We start from the raw sequence: 20,063 nt of genomic DNA, 5'->3' as shown, positions 1-20,063 counted from the left end.
TACGACATAATAACAAAAAAGGTTGGAGCTCAATGCTCCAACCTTTTTTGTTATTATGAGCCGGTGTTTGCCAAAAAGGGTGCTTTTTTGCTAAACGAACTGCTACCGAGTTGATCGACGATCCATTTGCCGAGTGAAGACGCACTAATGAAATCTCCTGGACAGTCTTCCAAACTGGTTATTACCTCCGGTAGTTCATCTGTTTGCTGGATCATTGGTAAGCGTATTAAGGTCCAATCTACATTTCTTGCACTTAACACGTCGTACTCCACCTGTTTGTCGGCTGTTGTTTTCGGATAGTTCTGGTACATCCAATCCGTACCAAATTTTGTTTTTGCACTTTTAGTATCAAATGGTGTATCAACGTTTAAGCCAGTGAGGGAAATATACCTGCTAACGCCGAGTTCCTGCATGGCATCCAAAATGATTTGTGTAGTCTGGCTGAATATAGGCGGCTCTCCCGCAGGCTGCCCTACAGCACTAATTACTACGCCGCACCCACTTAGTAGTTCTGCGATCGCTTTCGGGTTTCTTGCATCGCCTGTTACAAATTCAATTAATGGATTGTTTATCGGGACGCTTGATGGATCACGGTGCAGGAATTTGATTTGATATTGATGTTGCAGTAATTGCTTAACAATGTATTTACCGGCTTTTCCGGTTCCGCCGATGATGGCGATAGGTGTATTTTGCATAATAGCTCTTTGCATAAATAAAACATAGAAGATCTGTTCGACCAATTGGTCAAGGTACTGCAAGCGAGGCTTGCAGATAAAATTGTTTTATTTAGAAAGAGACCCTAATAGCATAAATGTACAAAAAGGTTGCGAAAAGTCTTCCACATAATTAACATTCCTTATTTAATGTTAACGTATGTTAACGAACACGCATGGTTGCTATTGAGAGAATTACTTTTACCTTAAGCAACTATAAAATGAAAAAGAAACTAACCTTTGTTCTGTTCTTAACAACCTTATTACTTACCGGCATTATAGCGCTGCAAGCTTACTGGAGCTTTAGCGCTTATAAACTCAATAAAGAAAAGTTCGATGGCGACATTAACGTGGCCATGCTGCGTGCGCTGGATAGCTGCAAAAAGGACTACTTCGATTCAATACGGGTGGTACTGGTGAAGCGGCTTTCCGATCCGGGCACCAAAATAAAGCTGGATACTATTCGCAACCAGGACACTATTCACCCTTTACTATCTATAAGTATCGCTAATAAATACATGAGTATGAGCCAGCCCTTCCAAACGACTTTACCGACGTTTGACTGGTATCGGAAAAAGATAGCGCATAAAGCAACAGTGCCTGAGGTAGTAACCGAAATGTCGTTTTATGTACCGCAGTTATTAGATATGATAAATATGTCGCTTAGTTTTGAAGACATCTCATCTCATAGCAGGGAACTTACGGCCTTTTTAAAGGCTCATAGCAACGAACCGCGTGATAGTGTTATGGTACATAACAAGATAATTCAAAGCGGCACCTTTGCTATGCCGCCAAACTACCGCAAAGCAGATAGCATAAGACTTTATCACTATTATGACCAAGAGCTGCATAAAATGCACCGCTATGCAGATTTTAGCCTAAAGTTTTCTGATAAGCCCATTCCGGCCGACGAGTTTGACCCGCACCATTTAAAACAACTACGCTACAGCGAGACCGACGAGTTCATTTATAAATACCACGGCTTTTTGTTCCTGCAGCATACCACCAAAGAACAGTTATTCGTCAGGGCCGTGTTCGACCGGGCACACGTAGGCGTGCTGAAAGAGATGATACTGGCATTGGGCGCTTCCGGAATAATCATCGTTTTCACCATTATTTGCCTGTGGTACATTATCCGTACCCTTATTAAACAACGGAAACTATCGCAACTCAAAGATGACTTTGTTAACAACATGACCCATGAACTAAAAACTCCCATCGCAACCATCACCGTTGCCCTTGAAGGTTTGCAGAAGTTTGACGGCCTGAACGATCCTGATAAGACGCGACGATATCTGCAAACATCACGTAATGAACTGCAAAGGCTGGATCAGCTCGTAAGCAAAGTGCTTAACGTGGCTGCCTTTGAAAACAAACAGGTTACCATAAATAAAGAGTTTATCGCTGTAGATGAGCTTATAACGCAACTGATTGAAGAAGAAAGGCAAAAAACAGACAAGCAAATAGAAATCAGTTACACCAATGTTGATAGCATAAAGGAGATACCGGCCGACCGGGTGCATTTCAGGAATGTGATGTTCAATCTGATAGATAATGCAATTAAATACTCCACCGAGCCTGTCATCATCAGCATCAGTTTAAGAAAAGAAGATACTTACGCCGTTTTTACCGTGCGTGACAACGGCAGCGGTATACCCGCAGGCCACCTGAACCGAATATTTGATAAGTTTCATCGTGTGCCGTCAGGCAGTGTACATAACGTTAAAGGCACCGGATTAGGACTAAGCTATGTAAAGTATATAGTTGAAGCACATGGCGGCCACATCAGCGTTAAAAGCGAGTTAAACAAAGGAAGCCAATTCACAGTTACCATCCCCCTCAAACATGGATAAGATACAGGTACTTCTTGCTGAGGACGAATTATCGCTGTCGCACATCGTCCGCGAAAGCCTTGAGCATTCTGGGTTTGCGGTAACACTTTGCAGCAACGGCGAACAGGCGCTACAGAAATATCGGGAGTCTCCTCCCGATATTTTGGCGCTTGATGTAATGATGCCCAGGATAGACGGATTTGAAGTGGCCCGCCGGATCCGCGAAACGGATAAACGCACACCCATTATCTTCCTCACCGCACGTTCTCAGCCGAAAGACGTAGTAGCCGGCTTTGAACTAGGCGCAAATGATTATTTGAAAAAGCCTTTTAGTGTAGAAGAACTTATTGTAAGAATAAAAGTATTACTAAGCGAAGGTCGGCTGCTGAGGGCCACTCCTGCATCGAAACCAATAAGCCAAAACTATCAGTTAGGCAACATCAGCTTTAACCCTGCCCGCAACAGCTTGCAGTTTGGTATCAGCACGTGGCAGCTTACCGCCAGAGAAAGTGATATACTGGCCTTGCTTTGTAAAGAGCAGCACCAGGTTATCCCCCGCTCTAAATTGCTGAACGAGATATGGGGTGACAATAGCTTTTTTAACGCCCGCAGCCTGGATGTTTTCATCACCAAGCTGCGCCGGCACCTGCAGGTGGACCCTGATATCCAGATCATCAACATCCGCGGTGTTGGATATAAGTTGGTGTGGTAATTCCTTCTCCTAAAAAATTAGTTAAAAAGTGTTAAATAATTTGGCTAATTACGAAATAGTCGTAGATTTACGAAATAATCGTAGAAAGATGGAAAAATTATCACAACAGGAAGAAGAAGCAATGCAGGTTGTTTGGCAGGCAGGATCGGGTTTTATAAGGGAGTACCTTGATAAATTTGGCGAACCCAAGCCGCCTTACACCACCCTTGCATCTACCATAAAAAACCTGGAGAACAAAGGCTTCTTAACCAGCGAAAGGTTTGGCAACTCCTACCGCTACACTCCTGCTATAAAGGAAGAGGAATACAAAAAAAAGTTCATGAGCGGTTTCGTAAGCGACTACTTCAAAAACTCTTATAAAGACCTGGTGACCTTTTTCGCCAACGAAAAAAAGATCAGCGCCAAGGATTTGAAAGAGATCATCAAACTAATTGAAAAACCCTAAACAACACCAATATGCCGGCCTTATTTATCTTTTTAATTAAAGTGAACGTAGCGTTACTTGTATTTTGCGCAGGTTATTACCTGGTGCTTAGGCACCTTACGTTCTACACACTTAATCGGGTTTATCTGATTACCGCTATTGCGTTTTCTACCATTTACCCTAAAATAGACCTTACTGCATTTGCAGAACGGCACGAGAATATTGCCGTGCCGGTACAAACCGTTATTTTAAAATGGCGGGCACCAGCTGTTAAACTAATTACACCTCTCGCCCACCCCGATTACTGGCAATGGGCCACCCTGCTGTTTTGGACAGGCGTAGTACTGCTTACAGTGCGGTTTACCGTGCAGCTGGTATCATTAATAAAATTGCACCGCAATTCACACGCTGCAAATGTAATGGACCACGACGTACGTTTAATGAGCGGCGATGCAGCCCCGTTTTCATTCTGGCGAAGTATATATGTAAACCCTGCTAATCATACCCCGGCAGACCTCAGATCCATTCTGTTGCATGAGCAGGTGCATGTGAACGGCTGGCACACGCTGGATATTTTGCTGGCCGAGCTCAGCAGCATCTTCTACTGGTTTAACCCTGGTGTATGGCTGATGAAAAAAGCCATTCGCGAAAACATCGAGTTCATTACCGACCGCAAGATCCTGAACAAAGGTGTGGATACCAGAGCGTACCAGTACAGCCTGGTGAATGTGAGCTTTAACACAACTACCCCGGGCATTGTAAACCACTTTAATATATCAACCATCAAAAAACGTATAATTATGATGAACGCAAAAAGATCTTCGAGGGTAAACCTCACCCGTTATGCCTTTATACTTCCGGCCATAGCGCTTTTAATGGTATTCAGCTTTTCAAAAGCTGCTATTGTAAAAACAAGCCGTAAAGCAGTTAAAGACATAACTTACAAGCTAAAAGCTGATATAAAAGAAGTTATTCCGCAGGAGCTGGTGGTGGGTGTAACGTTTAATAAGACCACTAACACTCCAAATAAAATTGCACCTACAAACACGAATAAAAACGCTGTAGGTGTACTTATTGCCAGTAAAAGAGATGATCTGCTGCCAGCATTAGCAGGCCCGGTAAACCTGCAGTTAGGAAGGGCAGATACTAATTCCAAATCTCTTTTCTTTGCTACAACCCTTTTGAAAAAAGGCGACACACTTACTTACATTCTTAACGGAAAAAAGATAAGCGCTGCCGAGTTCAACAAAACAGACCCGGAGAAGATCATTTCTATAAACATTACAGATGCAGCTTCTGCTAAACGCATGCTTAACGACTACCCTTCTTTAGGGTTAAAAGATGAAGGAAAAGTTCTCTTCGTAACTACAAAAGACTCGCCGGAGGGTAAAAAGATTACTGATTTGCTCGGCACAAAGCGCCAGATTACCCATATTACGGTGAACAGAAATGGCGATATACTTACTCAAGACTTTAAACAAATTCCGGCCGATACTTTCGTAACTGTTACTGGCTCCCTATCTCCTTTAGCTTCAACAGTTTACAGGAGCAGCAAAGAGCCGGGTGACGTTATCGTTAGAGGTTATGGCAGCAAAAAAGGAGCACTTGCATCAACCGGTGATAACCTGGTGTACAAAGAAGTAGTGGTTAGTGGTAAGCCGTCAAAAGCTTTGACGTATTCTTCGGTAGGTGCACCAGGTGCCGCAAAAGTTTACACTACAAGGCCAGGAGCAGATTTAGCAGAGGTAAGAAGCATAAACCGTAGCCTTACGTTTACAACAGGAAGCGTTAACCGTATATCCGATAAGCTTATTGTAATTGATGGCAAGGAAGCGTCTGAGAACGATCTAAAAAAACTTACTGCTTTCGACATTGACAGGATGAACGTATCGTCTGATGCTGATACTGTAAAAAAGTACGGTGAAAAGGCGAAATATGGTGTGGTTTACATTTATACAAAAAAAGGCAGCAAAAAATAAGCACCAGTTATAGTTAATAAATGTTAAGCCGGGCGAAGCGATTTTGCCCGGCTTCTCTGTTTTATTTTTGATGCTGATTGTATGTTAAATTATTCAGTTAAGAAAACTTCCAACCATTTTAGGATTCAGGTAATATCCTGGTTGCAAAATAACCTATTAGCAACTTGGCAAAAAAACTCCTTGAGTAAGTTGGTTTTCAGGTATTTACTTTTACTTAGTTTAACATTTAAATAATAAACTACGTAAATACGAGATTCATCATGATAAAACATCCACTTGGCAGGGATTTTGATTATTAGTTAATAAGCATAACTAATTACTAATACGAATATGTCAATTGTAGCCCATCAACAAACCGCAGACGTACAGCTTAAAGTTGTTACAGTAAATAAAGGCCAAGCCGAACAAACAAGCACCGGCACTGCGTCATCAAAAATATTTACTATTTCATTCAGCTATCTTAAAAAAGCATACCGCACTAAAGTAATGAAAGTGATTTATGCTAATAAAGAACCCATGTACAAAGTGGTGTTACCATGTATAGGTGAGACTGAAAATTGCATGTACTGGCTTCAACGCGAGAATAATGAGTGGACAGTTGCCCTTGGCGATACCGCTGTAGATAATAAAGTATTTAAGGCAGTTACATCTGCTATTGAGTGCATGGAATAACGGCAACGTTATCCTTTCTAAACCATACTAAGAGAGCCCCGGTTTACCGGGGCTCTTTTAGTATGGATAAAAACCTTTAGCATCATTAAACTTACTAGCAAACCAAGCGACGATTGCCTATCCTTTTACATCAGGCAAGCTTTTTCCGCAACCATCTTCGAACAGGCTCATCATACCATTTCAATGCGGCGTATGCTAAACAAATCGCGCCGACTAAAATAAGCAAGATATAGGGCCACGCCTGCACAATGGTTGTACCTTTATGGTTGCTGATCCAGGCTACATAAAAATAAACCAGTGGGTAATGTACCATGTAAAGCGGGTAAGATATATCGCCCAGGAATTTGCATGTCCTGCTCTCCCACTCGGTGTGCATCACACCGCCAGCACCTATGTATACTATTAGAGGAAAAACTATTATAATGCAAACAGATTCATATATACCATTCATCCAAAATGCGTGGCACCACCTATACGAGGCATGTAAAGCACAACGGCTATTAACAAGCTGCACCATAAAAATGCATTTTTGATTTGGGTAGGCTTAGCTACTCGGGAAAGCAATAATCCGGCAAAGAAAGGGTACATAGTGCGGGTAAACCCAATACGCACCTGTTCTAGGTTTAGCGTCCAGCCGCCGCTAACATCCCCGTTTGTGATTGCAAGGCGAGCCAGCGCAATTGCGGCAACCCCCACCAGGATACCTAATGCTACTTTAGAGAACTTTCTGATCCAAATGGCATAAAGAATGTTGGCTATGTACTCGAAGAACAACGACCATCCTACGCTATTTAAAGGGTGCATTTCTTCCCAGCCGCGTATGTCAAGCGACAACGGTACCGGCAGAATGGTATACCCAATTAGCATCACCAGCAGCATTTTCCAGACCGGAACGGTATGAATGAGCGGCCAGAGTGTAGAGTTTGTATAATAAAAACCGATTGCGCCAAGTGTCATTCCCAGCACCACCATAGGCTGCAGGCGTTCTATACGGCGCCTGAAAAAGCCGGTGATAGTCATTTTATTCCAGCGGTCGTCATAAGCGTAGCCCATTACAAAACCCGATAACAAGAAGAAAAAGTCGACAGACAGGTAGCCGTGGTTTACCAAGATATCGAGGTGCCCGGTTCCTAAGGGTTCAGTCAGGTGAAATGTTACTACTATAATGGCAGCAATACCGCGAAGGCCATCTAAAATGGGATAGTGCGGCTTACTGGCCAGTTCATTATTGTTCATCAAAAAAGTTAAATAAATTGGATAGATAGCTGTCGCAAATTATAAAAAACTGTTTAGTAGCAGCGCCTGAGCGGTAAAACTGATATTAATAACTTGTAGTATTAAGATAGTCAATAGGTTTAATTCAAACTACAACATTATACATCAATAAAAGACCCGGTAACTCGGAAGTTATCGGGTCTTTTGAAACTTTTTGCTATGGACAATGTCCACTATATTTACACCGTTGCGTCGGGATTGCTATCCTGTACGTCGTAAACCGAACGCTCTTTTTTGAATATTGCTGCTCCTATTAGGGAAATGATACAGCCGAAAATAAGAGAACCAAGAGCTGTAGCGATCATGCCGAACAACGGACCCCATTTTTTGCCGATCTCCAAAGCTTTGTCTATCTGGTCCTGACTCATGCCTTTATCTGCCATAACCTGCTGTTGCTGTTCCAACGAATGCGCCAGCATACCGGGACTCAAAACCGCGAGGTATAAATAAACAAATATCGCTAGCAATAACCCTGAGAACAAAGAATATCTAAAACCCGTTGTAAACGCCTGCCCAAAGGTAATATAACCGCCTAACTGATCTTTAAACTCCTTTTGAGCCAAAAACAAAAACGCTATAAACGGTATATAGCTGATGTACTTAAGCGGTGACTCCGGCGCTATGTTCAGGAATTCGAACGTGTAAGTAAGCACGATAGATACCAGTACATAGAATAAGGTCCATTTGGTAGCTACCTTGGTTGGGTTAGCGGCAACATTTTCCATTTTGTAAGGATAAGGTTTATTAATTTTTATTTAAAGCTAAGTAATATTTCCAACACGGCCATATCAAAAGGGGCATTTACAGCATTTTCGGCAACTTCTTTCTTTTCGGCTTCTTCAGGATCAGTGTTCTGGAAAAAAGCAATCATCGGGTAGAACAGCTCTTTCACTTCCGAATCTTCGGGCAGTGTACCGGCAACCTTTTTCACTTCAGCAAGGGGGCTTTCAATTAATACCTGGTTGGCAATTACCGGTTCATAAATGCGGTGTTCGTCCTGGAACTCATCCTCGTCTACCAACAAAAACTCTTTCAGGTAGTCTTCCAGTTCCGGCTCTATGTCTTCGTCCTCACATTCGTTAAGGTACAGCAGCAGATTAAGCAATTCGGTGCCGCGGTCAAGGGTTTGCTCTTCTATCTTCTCCCACTCAGGGGTTTCCAGGTAATCGTCTTCCAGCTTTTTAACATCTTCGCTAAAGAAATTTACCAACAGCAGGTCAAAGAACACCTCTCGGAGTTCTTCTGCCTTTGGGGCATCATCAAATATTTTGTCAAGGGCGTCAACCTTGCTCATGAAGGTATCGTCAGAACTAAAAACCTTTTCTAATTCGGTTTTTAGCGTGGTGGTATCATAGCCATCGTAGGCAGTAAAAGCCTGCAGCGCGCCTGTAATAGCCGAACTTACTTTTGGGTCAGTCATTATTAGTTAGATTTAAAGAGTTGATTATTATTACAGGTTAACAAAACTTTTCCTTTTAAGTTCTGGCCCATGAACGGCGAGTTGTAGCTCTTAGAGCGGTTAAGTTCTCGTGTATACGCCCATTCCGCATGCGGGTCGGTAAGTACGAGGTTAGCAGGTGCACCTTCAGCAAAGGCGGGTACCTCAACGTTTAACAACCGGCGTGGGTTAACAGCTAGCTTCTCCACAATAATGTCTATCGATAAGCCTGCTTGTACCGCTAGTGAAAAGGCGGTCTGAAGGCCAATGATGCCATACTCCGCCACTTCAAACTCTACATCCTTGTATTCTATTTCATGCGGGGTGTGCTGGGTAACAATGGCATCGATTGTACCATCCTTCAGTCCTGCTATAAGCGCGTCTACATCATTTTTCGTACGCAAAGGTGGCTTCACTTTATAAAGACTGTCGAATCCGGTGAGGGCTTCATCTGTAAGTACAATATTGTGCGCGGCAACGTCGCAGGTTACGCTTAGTCCGCGTTTTTTGGCTTCTCTTATCAGCTCTACCGAACGGGCAGTAGATATAGTGGTAAAGTGGATAGCCGTGCCCGAGTCTTCCGCCAGGTAAATATCGCGGGCGATCATCAGCTCCTCGGCCAGTGAAGGGATGCCCTTCATGCCCAGCATAGTGCTTACTACCCCCTCGTTCATTTTTGCTTTACCGGCAATAAAGCCATCTTCAGGATAAGATATCACTTTAGCACCAAAACCCTGTACATACAGTAATGCGCGCTCCATAAGTCCTGCATCCTGTACTGGTCGGTTACCGTCTGTAAAAGCACGGGCACCGCTTTTAAACATGTCGTACATCTCAGAAAGGTCTTTTCCCTCCCGTTTGTGTGATATAGTTCCTAAAGGATAAACATCCACCAGGTTATTTTGCGATCGGTTGCGCAGGTACTCCACTTCTGCTTTAGAATGTACCGGCGGGTGGCTGTTAGGCATTAATGCGATGCCTGTGAAGCCTCCGGCAGCAGCTGCTGCTGTACCGGTTTGCAGGTCTTCCTTGGTCTCCAAACCTAATTCACCAACATTGCAGTTGAGGTCAAAAAAACCGGGCGACAGGTATTTACCGGTACCGTCAATAACCTCGGTGTTATCACTCTCATCAATGTCACCAATTTTTGTAATGGCACCGTTTACGATTAAAATATCGGTAACCTGGTTATGAAAAGGTGATTCGGGATGTACAACGGAGGCAGATTTGATAAGCAAGTTCATTAGCGCTGCTTGTGGTGGGTTTAATGTTATCCCGGCTGCTGTGCGTAGCTCCTATCAGTTTTATAGAACCGGATGAGTAACGTTTCGGCGGCCAAAAATATCAAAGCCAAAATTATACAAAGTTTCCATAATTGCAGTCCCGAATTTTCAGCACTGTTGATATTGTTCACATTAAGCTTTTCGCCCTGCAGTAAAGTTGCCTTACGGCCAAAAACCTTCCCCAGGTCACTCGCGGAAAAATAACTCAGGTCGCTTTCACTGCGATTATCATTAAAGGCCAGCACGGCTGCTGTACTATCCTGTTTTTTAAGCAGGTACAAGCCGGTGCTGTTTAGCTGATCGGGCAGGTAAAGCGTTGTGCTTCCCTCCTGCTGCCGTACCTCTGGTATTATGGTCTGGTTGCCTTTAACCAGTTTTACCTGTTGCTTCTCGGTTGATTGGAGCGGAACCGTTTCGATTGGCTGATTGTTACCGAGCGTGTAGAACAAAGGCTGATCATGCCCGCCGAGAATAGCTATACGGAACATCACAGGCACAAACAGAGCATGTACCGGCAGGTTACTGTATTCCTCGTTCAGTGGAACTGCAGCTACATACATCTTGCCTCTGCCATGAGCATAGCCCGACCAGAAAGCATCCCCGGTTTGCAGTTTCATCAGGCTCTCGGCGGTGCCGGTACCGCTGGCAAGCGAGTAGTATTTCTTTACAGCAGGCAAGTCGGGATTTTGCGGGACAGCTTCAAAAGTGTTTTTAAACACCGGGCTTTGCAGGTTTAGCGAGCCAACCTTAGCGTTGGTAGTTACCAGTTTTTCGGGATAAGCCGCGCCCAAAGGCTGCAATAACGAACGATAGCTATTTACATCAGCGTCTGCCGCGGGGAACACCATCAGCGTACCGCCTTTAGATACATAAACTTTCAACTGCTGGGCTAGACCTGCGGAGACACTTTTGATATCGCTTAGGACAATCAAAGGATATGTATTTAACGAAGCGTAGTCGACATTGCCATCCTGCTCACGCTTTACAGCAAAGAACGGGTCCGCACTGAATACGGCATTGAGGTATTTGTTTGGCATGCCGCCATCTACCAGTAACACCGGCTGCCTGCTGCTTACATTAAAACTGAAGTAAAAATTATTGTCAAACACTACGGGATTATCCTGCAGCTGTATTTCGCCGTTTTGCCAGCCCGGCTGCAGTCCCGAAAAGCTCAATGTATCTATTTGTGTTGACCTTGCGGCAATGGTAAAGCTGCCCAGCGCTTTTTGTATACCGTTTATGGTTAATTTAAGGGGTACTTTTTCTGCTGATTTGCCGGCATAATTGTGCAGCCGCACCAGCATCTTTTCGGTTTCGCCGGGGCGGTGTATGGCGTTCACCAGCCAAACCGAATCTACCGCCACATTGGGCAGTTCCTGCGCCTTCAGCTGCACCAGGCTCATGGGTACATCGGTTTTGTTAGCGTCGCCGGCAGATATGTTCTTTTGAAAATCGGACAGGATATATCCACGTTTTACTGTACCGGGCTGCATATCCAGCAGGCTTTGCATACGGGCGGTAACCTGCGGCAAGGTGCGGCTTTGCGGGCTTATCTTAATAGCATCCACCGCGTCATTAAACTCGTCGCGACTAAGCATGCGCTGGTGCTTTCCCTCAAAATCCTGCGTAAGCAGCTGGAAACGGTCGTTAATGGAGTATGCTGAAGCTATTTGCTTGGCTTTCTGTTTGGCTTCATCCAGCAAGCTGCCTTCCCGGCTAAGGGTTTGCATCGAATAAGAGTTATCTACAAAAATGCTAATTGCCTGCTGTTTGCCGGCGTTAACGGCATCGTCTCCCGGAATGTATGGGCGCGCAAAGGCAAATACCAAAAAAGCAAGTGCCAGCATACGGGCCGCAAGTATCAAACGCTCTTTAATGTTTCTACGCGAGGCCTGCTGCTCCTGCACCTCTTTTAGGAATTGTACATTGCTGAAATATACCTTTTTATAACGCCTGAAATTAAACAGGTGTACCAGCACCGGGATAGCAAGTGTAAGCAGCGCAAAAAGAAAAGCCGGGTACAAAAAGTGCATTAAACAAATTTGCAAATAATATTTGAGGTAAGCGCTTGTATGAAAAAGAGCAGCGCTTGTAAATTACTATTTACCTGTATTTAACGGTGTTTTTTGCGATGAGGTATTGTCATTCATGATGTCCAAATAAATGTTAACACATCATGCAGTGATATATTGTACAATGAGCCGTTAATGGTCTGAAACAACTACTTTGGTATTTGCAGCCTGTGCAGACCTTTTCTTAATGGTGATGATCACCAAAGGTATACAGCAGGCATTCAAAATGGCCAGCAACATAAAAGCGTCCATATAGCTTAGCAAGAATGTTTGCCGCACAACCGTATTTTCTAATGCGCCAAAAGCTTGCTTAACCGCATTGAGATAGGTGGCACCGTGCGCCATAAAGTTTTTAATGAACGACTGCATGCGCCCGGTAGTCTGCGGATCTGAGGCGGTTACATGGGCAATGAGCGCGACACGATTGGCAGCAGCACGGTGTGCGATGTAGGTGTTGATGAGCGCTATACCAAAGGACCCTCCCATTTGGCGCATCATGTTATTTAACGCGGCACCCTGTGGTATATCAGCCGGCTTAAGGTCTGACACAGCAAGGGCAGTTAACGGTACTATCAAAAGAGCCGCTCCCAGCCCCCTAAAAATAAGCGGGATAAAGAAGTAAGCGCCCCCCGTTTGCAGGTTTGAGCCCGACATCATGTACCCGAATATAGCCGAAAGGCCAAACCCTACTATAATAAGGTATTGTGGCCGTATACCGCTTTGCAGCATCTTACCCAAAAAAGGCGACACCATTGCAGCCATAAGTGTACCCGGCAACAACATGGTTCCTGTTTGAAATGCAGAGTAGCCAATAAGCCGTTGCGAATACAAGGGGAAAACAAATACTGCGCTGAATAGCCCAAACCCTAATACAAAGGTCATGATAGCGGAGATGGACAGTGTGGTGCTCTTCAACACTCGGAGATTAATAACAGGATGTTCAATCCGCAATTCCCACCAGATCAATATCGCTAAAGACAGCACGGAAATAATAGTTAGCAGAACGATATAGTTGGCCGAGAACCAGTCGTCCGTCTCCCCGCGTTCCAGCACCACCTGCAACGCGCCAACACCTACGGCTAATAAAAAGATGCCTAGCCAATCTATACTACGGTCGTTATCGGATTTTTTGGTCGGCCTTAGATATATGTAAGATAAAAGTGCCGCCATTAATCCAATAGGAATATTAACATAGAAGATCCACTGCCAGGAAAGATTATCTACTATGTAACCGCCCAATACAGGGCCTATGGACGGACCGATAATGACGCCGAGGCTGAAAATACCGCTGGCAGTGCCCCGTTCTTTTGGAGGGAAGGTTTCAAAAAGGATGGACTGCGAAGTGGATAGCAAAGCGCCGCCGCCAATACCCTGGAAAAAACGGAAAGCAACCAACTCCCATAAACCATGCGAAAACCCGCACAGGGCCGAAGCAAGGGTAAACAGAAGAATAGACCCAATGTAGTATTGCTTTCGCCCAATCTTCTCGGCTAAAAAGCTTGTCATAGGGATGATGATAACGTTAGCAATTGCATAGGACGTTATTACCCAGGCCGTATCCTCAAGCGACGCACCTAAATTGCCACTCATGGTGTTTATAGATACGTTCACAATAGTAGTATCTATCAATTCAATAATTGTGGAGGTGATGATCGTTACAACGATGATCCATTTTCTGAAGCCCGTTTCCATGTCGGCAAAAGTATAGCTGCACTGTTACTTTACACTTGTGATTTTCAAGCAGCATTTTATAATTTTCAAACAATAGGCTCTATTAACATCATCGCTCCGTCAAATTCAATTATAAAAATCAAACAGTTTATTACCTTTGTTTATGCAGAACATAGAAACCCTGGCAGAATTCTATCAAACACACCCGGTAGCTAATCAGAAAATATTTTCGGAGAACAATACCGGACAAGGGCATTTTAACGTGTTTTTACGTGAACCCTGTAAGATGAGGAGTCCGTTTAGCCGCCGTGATTTTTATAAGATAGTACTGATACTTGGCAAGGGGAAAATGCATTATACCGACAAGCAGGTAATAGTTGACCGCCCCGCCCTGGTGTTTTCCAGCCCGTCTGTTACCTCATCATGGGAGTCTGGCCCGGGCGAACAGAAAGGCTGGTTTTGCCTGTTTTCCCAGGCGTTTATCGAATCGCAGGGAAGAAACAGTATTTTACATGATTTCGCCATGTTCAAGCCGGGCGGCAGTCACATCGTTTTTCCTGATGAGGCGCAACTTACATTTTTGACCGGGCTGCTGCGAAGAATGATGGAAGAGATGGACGGCGAGTATATACATAAGTACGACCTGCTGCGTAACTACCTGCAAGTACTTATGCACGAAGCGCTGAAGATGTCTCCTGTAAATACGTTTGAGCCCAACGCAAGCGCTGCTGCAAGAATAACTACCCGGTTTCTGGAACTGTTAGAAAGGCAATTCCCGATAGACCCATCTGGCAAGGATCTAAACCTTAATTCTGCACAGGACTTTGCGCAAAGCCTGGCAGTACATACCAACCACCTAAACAGGTCAGTTAAGGAAATTACCGGTAAGACCACCACGCAGCACATATCAGAGCGAATTTTAAAAGAAGCCAACGCGCTTTTAAAACATACCGACTGGAGCATTGCACAGGTAGCCAACGCGCTTGGCTTTGAGGAACCTGCTTACTTCACCAGCTTTTTTAAGAAAAGCACTGGTGTGTCGCCTGTGATGTACAGAACGGCGAACACCAACATGGCGACCTTATAGAGGTGAATGGATTTAAGTAGTAGACATGAGCTTAACTGTTTCGCCCCCGGGTGTTTCGCTTTAAGATAGACAAACGCTGTAAAACATATAACTTATTGCCATACAATCGTTTATTAATAGTATTTAAAGCTTTTGTACTGTTTCGGTCTGTTTCGCTTTAATTTACAAAAATCTGATCTTTAATAAGTTAGCTAAAATCACTGTTGCGGGTGTTTCGCTTTTGCCAACCGAAACACTCCTGGAAGAGCATTATCCCTATCGCCTGACATCGTCAATCTGCCTTTGTTTTCTGAAACAATTTTCCAGGCCATTTTTTTACCTATTATGGATTGGCATATTGGCTGTTCGGGTTTTCATTATAAGCATTGGCGGGGTAAATTCTATCCGGAGAAGCTGGCGATGACCAAATGGTTCAACTTCTACGCTCAGCACTTCAGCACACTTGAGCTTAACGTTACCTTCTATCGTTTTCCGCAGCTTTCATTCCTGCAAAAGTGGTATTATACCAGTCCTGCAAACTTCAGGTTCGCGGTGAAAGCGCCGAAAGCTATTACGCATTACAAGAAGTTTAATGATACGACCCAGATGCTTACCAGCTTTTATGACACCATAAACAGTGGTTTGCAGGATAAACTTGGGCCGGTGCTTTTTCAGCTACCGCCAAGTTACAACTACACAGATGAAAAGCTTGGCAAGATACTGAATGCCCTGAACCCAGCCTTTAAAAACGTGCTGGAGCCCAGGCATGTTTCGTGGTGGCAACCCCAAATATTTGATACACTTGCAGCTCACAATATCAGCTTTTGCGGCATGAGCCACCCTTTACTGCCGCAGGAGGTTATTCAAAACACACCATCCGTTTATTATCGTTTCCATGGGGTGCCGGATGTGTATAGGTCTGCTTACAGTACACAAGCGCTGCGACAAGTGGTTGATACCATTAAAAACAACAAAACCACTGCCGAAGCGTGGTTTTACTTTAATAACGATATAGAAGCTTACGCGATAGATAACGCCAGAGAAATGTTAACAATTGTGGGTTAACTACCTCCTCCTGTGCCTGCGTTTTTTCGTCTCCGATTTCTTTCTTGATGATTTCTTAGCGCTGGTTTGCTTCCTTTCCGGTTCAGTTTTTTTAGCTTCTTGTTTGACAGGAGCAGCAACGCTGGTAGAATCTTTACTGAGCTGCTTAACTGTAAAATCATTACCATGAAGGCTGTACTCCAATAAACGCTTGGCCCCTGTTTGAGTAGCGGTACTATCGTTACTGCTGTAAATAGGAAACTCCCGGATAAGTTTACCTTCTTTGATATAGAAGTTATCGTTACCCCGGTAACCTTTCCGCTGCGAGCTGGTGAGCCGCGGGAAATCCAGCTTGTTAGCATCGTTGTTATTAAACTCGAAGGCATACACTTTGGCATAGTTCACGGTGTCCTTGCCTTTGGATTGGATCAGGATCTCGGGATTACCATCCAGGTCCATATCGGCGTTGTAAACATCAGTGATATTACCATCCAGATCGCCGGTGGTGGTAGTGTACTTTATATTGGCCGAATCTGAATGTAATATCGCGTATGCGCCAGCTGACTTTGATCCACGACCCCAGCTTACTACGTCGTAAGTTTGCCCGGGTGCCACTTCAATTGCTTTATGAAACCGGAATGGCTCCATAAGCGAAGGTTTTGCCGTAGCTACTACCGAGCTAATATTTGTCGGCTTCTTTTCGTCGGAACCGCAAGCTACCACTAAGGTGCAGCAAGCGGCTATGAAATAATTGTACTTTGCATTCATTTTATAATTAGGGGGGAATGTATCAATAGTAAAGCATGTCTGGCGATAGCTCACCTTTTGGTTTGCCCGGTATGGTCATGTAAACGCGTAGCGTGCTGGTGCTCAAACTCGAATCAACATACTTGATGGTAAGTTTATGAAAGCCTTTTAACAACGGCACCGCGCTTCCCTGCTCCCATTGCCCGTGGCGGCCATCGTTATCCACCACCGGGATATCATCAATATACAGCACAGATCCGTTGACGGAAGAAGTAGAGAACCCGTAAGTGCCGTCCTGATCTACCTTAACATATCCATTGTAAACAACGCCGTATTTACTAAAAGACTTTTTAAACGCGCTGTTAGCCGTCTGGAAGCTCTTAGCAATACCTGTATCAATAACCGCTGCCGAATTTACTTGGGTTGTGTTCACATAAGTTCCTGCAGATACCTGGTATTTAAGTCCCATATTGTTACCGTTATAAGCAACGGCAGGCAAAGGGGCTTTATTGTAAATGGTAGTTTTGGTAATTGGACTGCGCTTACCACCTGGTGTAACCACAATGGTTTGTATTTCGCGGTATTGGTCAATAGGTACCTGGTAGGTCATCGGTTTGGTGTACTCCATCTCCGTTTCTCGCGGCGTGTAACCGTCTACAGTGTAATAAATCTTAGCACCCTTAACCGGCGACTTCAGGTCTACAGTATATTGCGTTGCTATTATCGTAGTATCTTTACCGCCAATTGCTGGCGGCACACGGAAGTTGTAATCATTGGCATCTAACCAGGCAAGGTGACCAGGCAAGCGCGTTTCAGAGAAATCCTTTAAGTTCTTGTTAGCAATTGGCGACCAGGCTACTTCCGCTACGGCGAGCATTCTCGGTAGCAGCATGTATTCCACCTTATTCTCGGTAGTTATATATTCCGTCCACAGGTTAGATTGTACACCCACAATATGTTTTTGCTGGGCAGGTGTTAATACCGCAGGTGTAGGGTTATAAGCATAGGTTTTATAAATAGGTGCGTTGCCGCCAATACCCAAAGGCTCCTGGTTAAGCTTACCCTGTGTATGGTCAAGGTAAAGCCCCTGGCTTGATGGCGTCATAATTACATCGTGGTTTTGCTGGGCTGCTGCAATGCCGCCTTCTTCTCCGCGCCAGCTCATTACAGTGGCATTAGGCGCAAGACCCCCCTCCAATATCTCATCCCAACCTATTATACTGCGGCCTTTGCTGTTCACAAACTTTTCCATCCGCTGGATAAAGTAGCTTTGCAAGCCATGCTCGTCTTTTAAGTTAAGCCTTTTGATCAAATCCTGGCAGAACTTAGAATTCTTCCAAACGGTTTTTGGAGCTTCATCACCACCAATGTGTATGTATTTACTCGGGAACAGGTCTATTACTTCCGTCAATACATCCTGCAAAAAGCTGAACGTCTTTTCAGACGGACAATAAATATTATTAAATACTCCCCATGTTTCCGCTACCTTGTAATCCAGCTTAGGGTCGCAGCTTAACTCCGGAAACGCTGCCAGGGCCGCCTGCGCATGGCCCGGCATCTCTATTTCGGGCACCACAGTTATGTACCTATCAGCTGCATACTTCACTACATCTCGTATCTGGTCTTGTGTGTAGAAGCCGCTAACGGGTGTATTATCATATTGTTGCGGGTTGCGGTCGCGGTAGTTACCGATTACCGTTTGCGCGCGAACGCTGGCTACCTGTGTTAACCGTGGATATTTCTTTATTTCTATACGCCAGCCCTGGTCATCGGTTAAGTGCCAATGAAAATTATTGAGCTTATAAGCAGCCATCAGATCGATGTACTTTTTGATGAACTCCACCGAAAAGAAATGGCGGCACACATCAAGCATTTGGCCCCGATACCCAAAGCGTGGGTAGTCTTCTATAGTAGCAGCTGGTATTTTAGCAATTGCCGCGCGTTCTGCAGGTAGCAATTGTATTAGGCTTTGTATTCCGTAAAACAGCCCCACCCCTTTCCCTGCAACTGTAATTTGCTGCGGTGTTATGGTAAGGCGGTAACCTTCAACAGGCAGGCCTTCCGTCCCAGTAGAAGTTAAATAAATGCTGTTTGATGTTGCATTTGCGTTACGCAGACCTACTTGTTTGTTGTAGGCCATATGGTCGCGCAGGTAATTAGAGAAAAATACTACTGCTTTGTTGTTAGGCGTATCTGCCTGAATGCGGGTTTCCTGGCTCAAGACAAACATACCTGCCGCTTTTTTTACAGATACCGGCGCCGGGATAATACCCATATATGGGTCTGTGTCCTGGGCATTAACAATTGTTGTAGTTACGGCAAAAGCAAGCAGCAGGGCAGAAATTTTTTTATACATAGCAGAGATAGCCAGGTTTATTACAAGGCTGTGAATTTATATTTTTTTTAGAAAAGGACGGTACTTAGAAGTGTGATTATTGCAGATTTTTGCACGCTGATGCAAAAATCTGCAATGTTCCTTTATAGCAGAAACTGATAAGCTAATGAAGGTAGCTTAGTTTAAAGTAGGATTTTCAGGAAAATTGGCAATGTGTGCGTAACGCTGCCCGAGGCCAATAACTACCTCTTTCCACATATTATGTTCATGGTTGCTGAAGACGGCATCAGCTTCAAACTTGTTGGCCACTATCCAGGCATCATCCCTCAGTTCGTCGTCCAACTGCCCGGGCGTCCAGCCGGAGTAGCCCGTGAAGAACTTAACTTCATCTTCCTTTAGCTGGTAATTGGTTATCAGTTCTTTAATCTGTTCAAAGTCGCCGCCCCAGTAAATACCGTCCCATATCTCAATCCCACCTTCAATTTTCTCCGGGCAGCGGTGAATGTAGTGCAGCGTATTTGCAGCCACCGGGCCACCCATGTACACCGGTATCTCAGAGTAAGACAGGTCAGGCAGAATATCTCCCAGCATATATTCTGTTTGATGATTAAGTATAAAACCCATAGCACCAGCCTCCGAATATTCGGTAAGCAGTATAACCGACCTCTTAAAATTAGGGTCGGGCATAAACGGTTCAGATATCAATAATCGCCCTGCGGCTGCTGTAATTGGACTTAACATTTGGTAAACAATTTTAATATATAACGATCTTTGTAAAATTATGTTCAAGATCATTTAAA

Annotated in this window: 18 protein-coding genes; 7 read left to right on the top strand and 11 right to left on the bottom strand. The window is 44.3% G+C overall.

The window, feature by feature from the left end; translation table 11 throughout:
- Positions 1-53 precede the first annotated feature (53 nt).
- Positions 54-710, bottom strand: a complete 657-nt coding sequence (locus DYU05_RS01770; protein WP_205771764.1) for an NAD(P)-dependent oxidoreductase — start codon at positions 708-710, stop codon at positions 54-56.
- Positions 711-934: 224 nt separating this feature from the next.
- On the opposite strand from DYU05_RS01770, the gene DYU05_RS01765 reads away from it, so the two are divergent.
- The 5 genes from DYU05_RS01765 (at position 935) to DYU05_RS01745 (ending at position 6,332) form a co-directional block, all read left to right on the top strand.
- The gene (locus DYU05_RS01765; RefSeq protein WP_165851976.1) at positions 935-2,566 is read left to right on the top strand and encodes a sensor histidine kinase; all 1,632 of its coding nucleotides are present in this window, start codon (positions 935-937) and stop codon (positions 2,564-2,566) included.
- Entirely contained in the window at positions 2,559-3,257 is a 699-nt protein-coding gene (locus DYU05_RS01760) for a response regulator transcription factor (protein WP_117381267.1), read from the top strand. The genes DYU05_RS01765 and DYU05_RS01760 overlap by 8 nt, the downstream gene beginning before the upstream one ends.
- Before the next feature lie 88 nt (positions 3,258-3,345).
- Positions 3,346-3,702, top strand: a complete 357-nt coding sequence (locus DYU05_RS01755; RefSeq protein ID WP_117381266.1) for a BlaI/MecI/CopY family transcriptional regulator — start codon at positions 3,346-3,348, stop codon at positions 3,700-3,702.
- Positions 3,703-3,713: 11 nt separating this feature from the next.
- Positions 3,714-5,660 (top strand): M56 family metallopeptidase, encoded by a 1,947-nt coding sequence (locus DYU05_RS01750; RefSeq protein WP_117381265.1) that lies wholly within the window; start codon positions 3,714-3,716, stop codon positions 5,658-5,660.
- A 330-nt stretch (positions 5,661-5,990) separates the two neighbouring features.
- Positions 5,991-6,332: a hypothetical protein gene (locus DYU05_RS01745; protein WP_117381264.1), complete on the top strand. Its 342-nt coding sequence runs from the start codon at positions 5,991-5,993 to the stop codon at positions 6,330-6,332.
- A 130-nt stretch (positions 6,333-6,462) separates the two neighbouring features.
- Here the strand turns inward: DYU05_RS01745 and DYU05_RS21385 are convergent, their stop codons facing one another.
- The 7 genes from DYU05_RS21385 to DYU05_RS01715 form a co-directional block, all read right to left on the bottom strand.
- Positions 6,463-6,783 (bottom strand): acyltransferase family protein, encoded by a 321-nt coding sequence (locus DYU05_RS21385; protein WP_262511244.1) that lies wholly within the window; start codon positions 6,781-6,783, stop codon positions 6,463-6,465.
- Positions 6,780-7,568, bottom strand: coding sequence for an acyltransferase family protein (locus DYU05_RS01740; protein ID WP_262511243.1), 789 nt, complete (start codon positions 7,566-7,568; stop codon positions 6,780-6,782). Before DYU05_RS01740 ends, DYU05_RS21385 begins: the two co-directional genes overlap by 4 nt.
- Before the next feature lie 218 nt (positions 7,569-7,786).
- A complete protein-coding gene (locus DYU05_RS01735; RefSeq protein ID WP_117381263.1) occupies positions 7,787-8,332 on the bottom strand; it encodes a DUF4199 domain-containing protein in 546 nt (181 codons plus the stop codon).
- Between the two features lie 26 nt (positions 8,333-8,358).
- Positions 8,359-9,027: a hypothetical protein gene (locus DYU05_RS01730; RefSeq protein WP_117381262.1), complete on the bottom strand. Its 669-nt coding sequence runs from the start codon at positions 9,025-9,027 to the stop codon at positions 8,359-8,361.
- Positions 9,028-9,029: 2 nt separating this feature from the next.
- A complete protein-coding gene (locus DYU05_RS01725) occupies positions 9,030-10,289 on the bottom strand; it encodes a dihydroorotase (RefSeq protein WP_117381261.1) in 1,260 nt (419 codons plus the stop codon).
- Between the two features lie 26 nt (positions 10,290-10,315).
- Positions 10,316-12,361: a BatA domain-containing protein gene (locus tag DYU05_RS01720; protein ID WP_117381260.1), complete on the bottom strand. Its 2,046-nt coding sequence runs from the start codon at positions 12,359-12,361 to the stop codon at positions 10,316-10,318.
- Between the two features lie 171 nt (positions 12,362-12,532).
- Positions 12,533-14,092, bottom strand: a complete 1,560-nt coding sequence (locus DYU05_RS01715; RefSeq protein WP_117381259.1) for a DHA2 family efflux MFS transporter permease subunit — start codon at positions 14,090-14,092, stop codon at positions 12,533-12,535.
- Between the two features lie 142 nt (positions 14,093-14,234).
- On the opposite strand from DYU05_RS01715, the gene DYU05_RS01710 reads away from it, so the two are divergent.
- Both DYU05_RS01710 and DYU05_RS01705 read left to right on the top strand, forming a co-directional pair.
- The gene (locus DYU05_RS01710) at positions 14,235-15,158 is read left to right on the top strand and encodes a helix-turn-helix domain-containing protein (protein ID WP_117381258.1); all 924 of its coding nucleotides are present in this window, start codon (positions 14,235-14,237) and stop codon (positions 15,156-15,158) included.
- 324 nt (positions 15,159-15,482) lie between these two features.
- Positions 15,483-16,202, top strand: coding sequence for a DUF72 domain-containing protein (locus DYU05_RS01705; protein WP_235853934.1), 720 nt, complete (start codon positions 15,483-15,485; stop codon positions 16,200-16,202).
- Here the strand turns inward: DYU05_RS01705 and DYU05_RS01700 are convergent, their stop codons facing one another.
- The 3 genes from DYU05_RS01700 to DYU05_RS01690 form a co-directional block, all read right to left on the bottom strand.
- Complete coding sequence (locus tag DYU05_RS01700; protein ID WP_117381257.1) at positions 16,203-16,949, bottom strand: PliI family lysozyme inhibitor of I-type lysozyme; 747 nt, start codon at positions 16,947-16,949, stop codon at positions 16,203-16,205.
- A 22-nt stretch (positions 16,950-16,971) separates the two neighbouring features.
- Entirely contained in the window at positions 16,972-19,284 is a 2,313-nt protein-coding gene (locus DYU05_RS01695) for a family 20 glycosylhydrolase (protein ID WP_117381256.1), read from the bottom strand.
- Between the two features lie 156 nt (positions 19,285-19,440).
- On the bottom strand, positions 19,441-20,004 hold the full coding sequence (locus tag DYU05_RS01690) for a YqgE/AlgH family protein (RefSeq protein WP_117381255.1): 564 nt from the start codon (positions 20,002-20,004) through the stop codon (positions 19,441-19,443).
- Positions 20,005-20,063 lie beyond the last annotated feature (59 nt).

It is taken from the genome of Mucilaginibacter terrenus, from assembly GCF_003432065.1.
In the GTDB taxonomy this organism is placed as follows: Bacteria; Bacteroidota; Bacteroidia; order Sphingobacteriales; family Sphingobacteriaceae; genus Mucilaginibacter; species Mucilaginibacter terrenus.
This window is presented reverse-complemented; position numbering and strand designations above follow the sequence as displayed.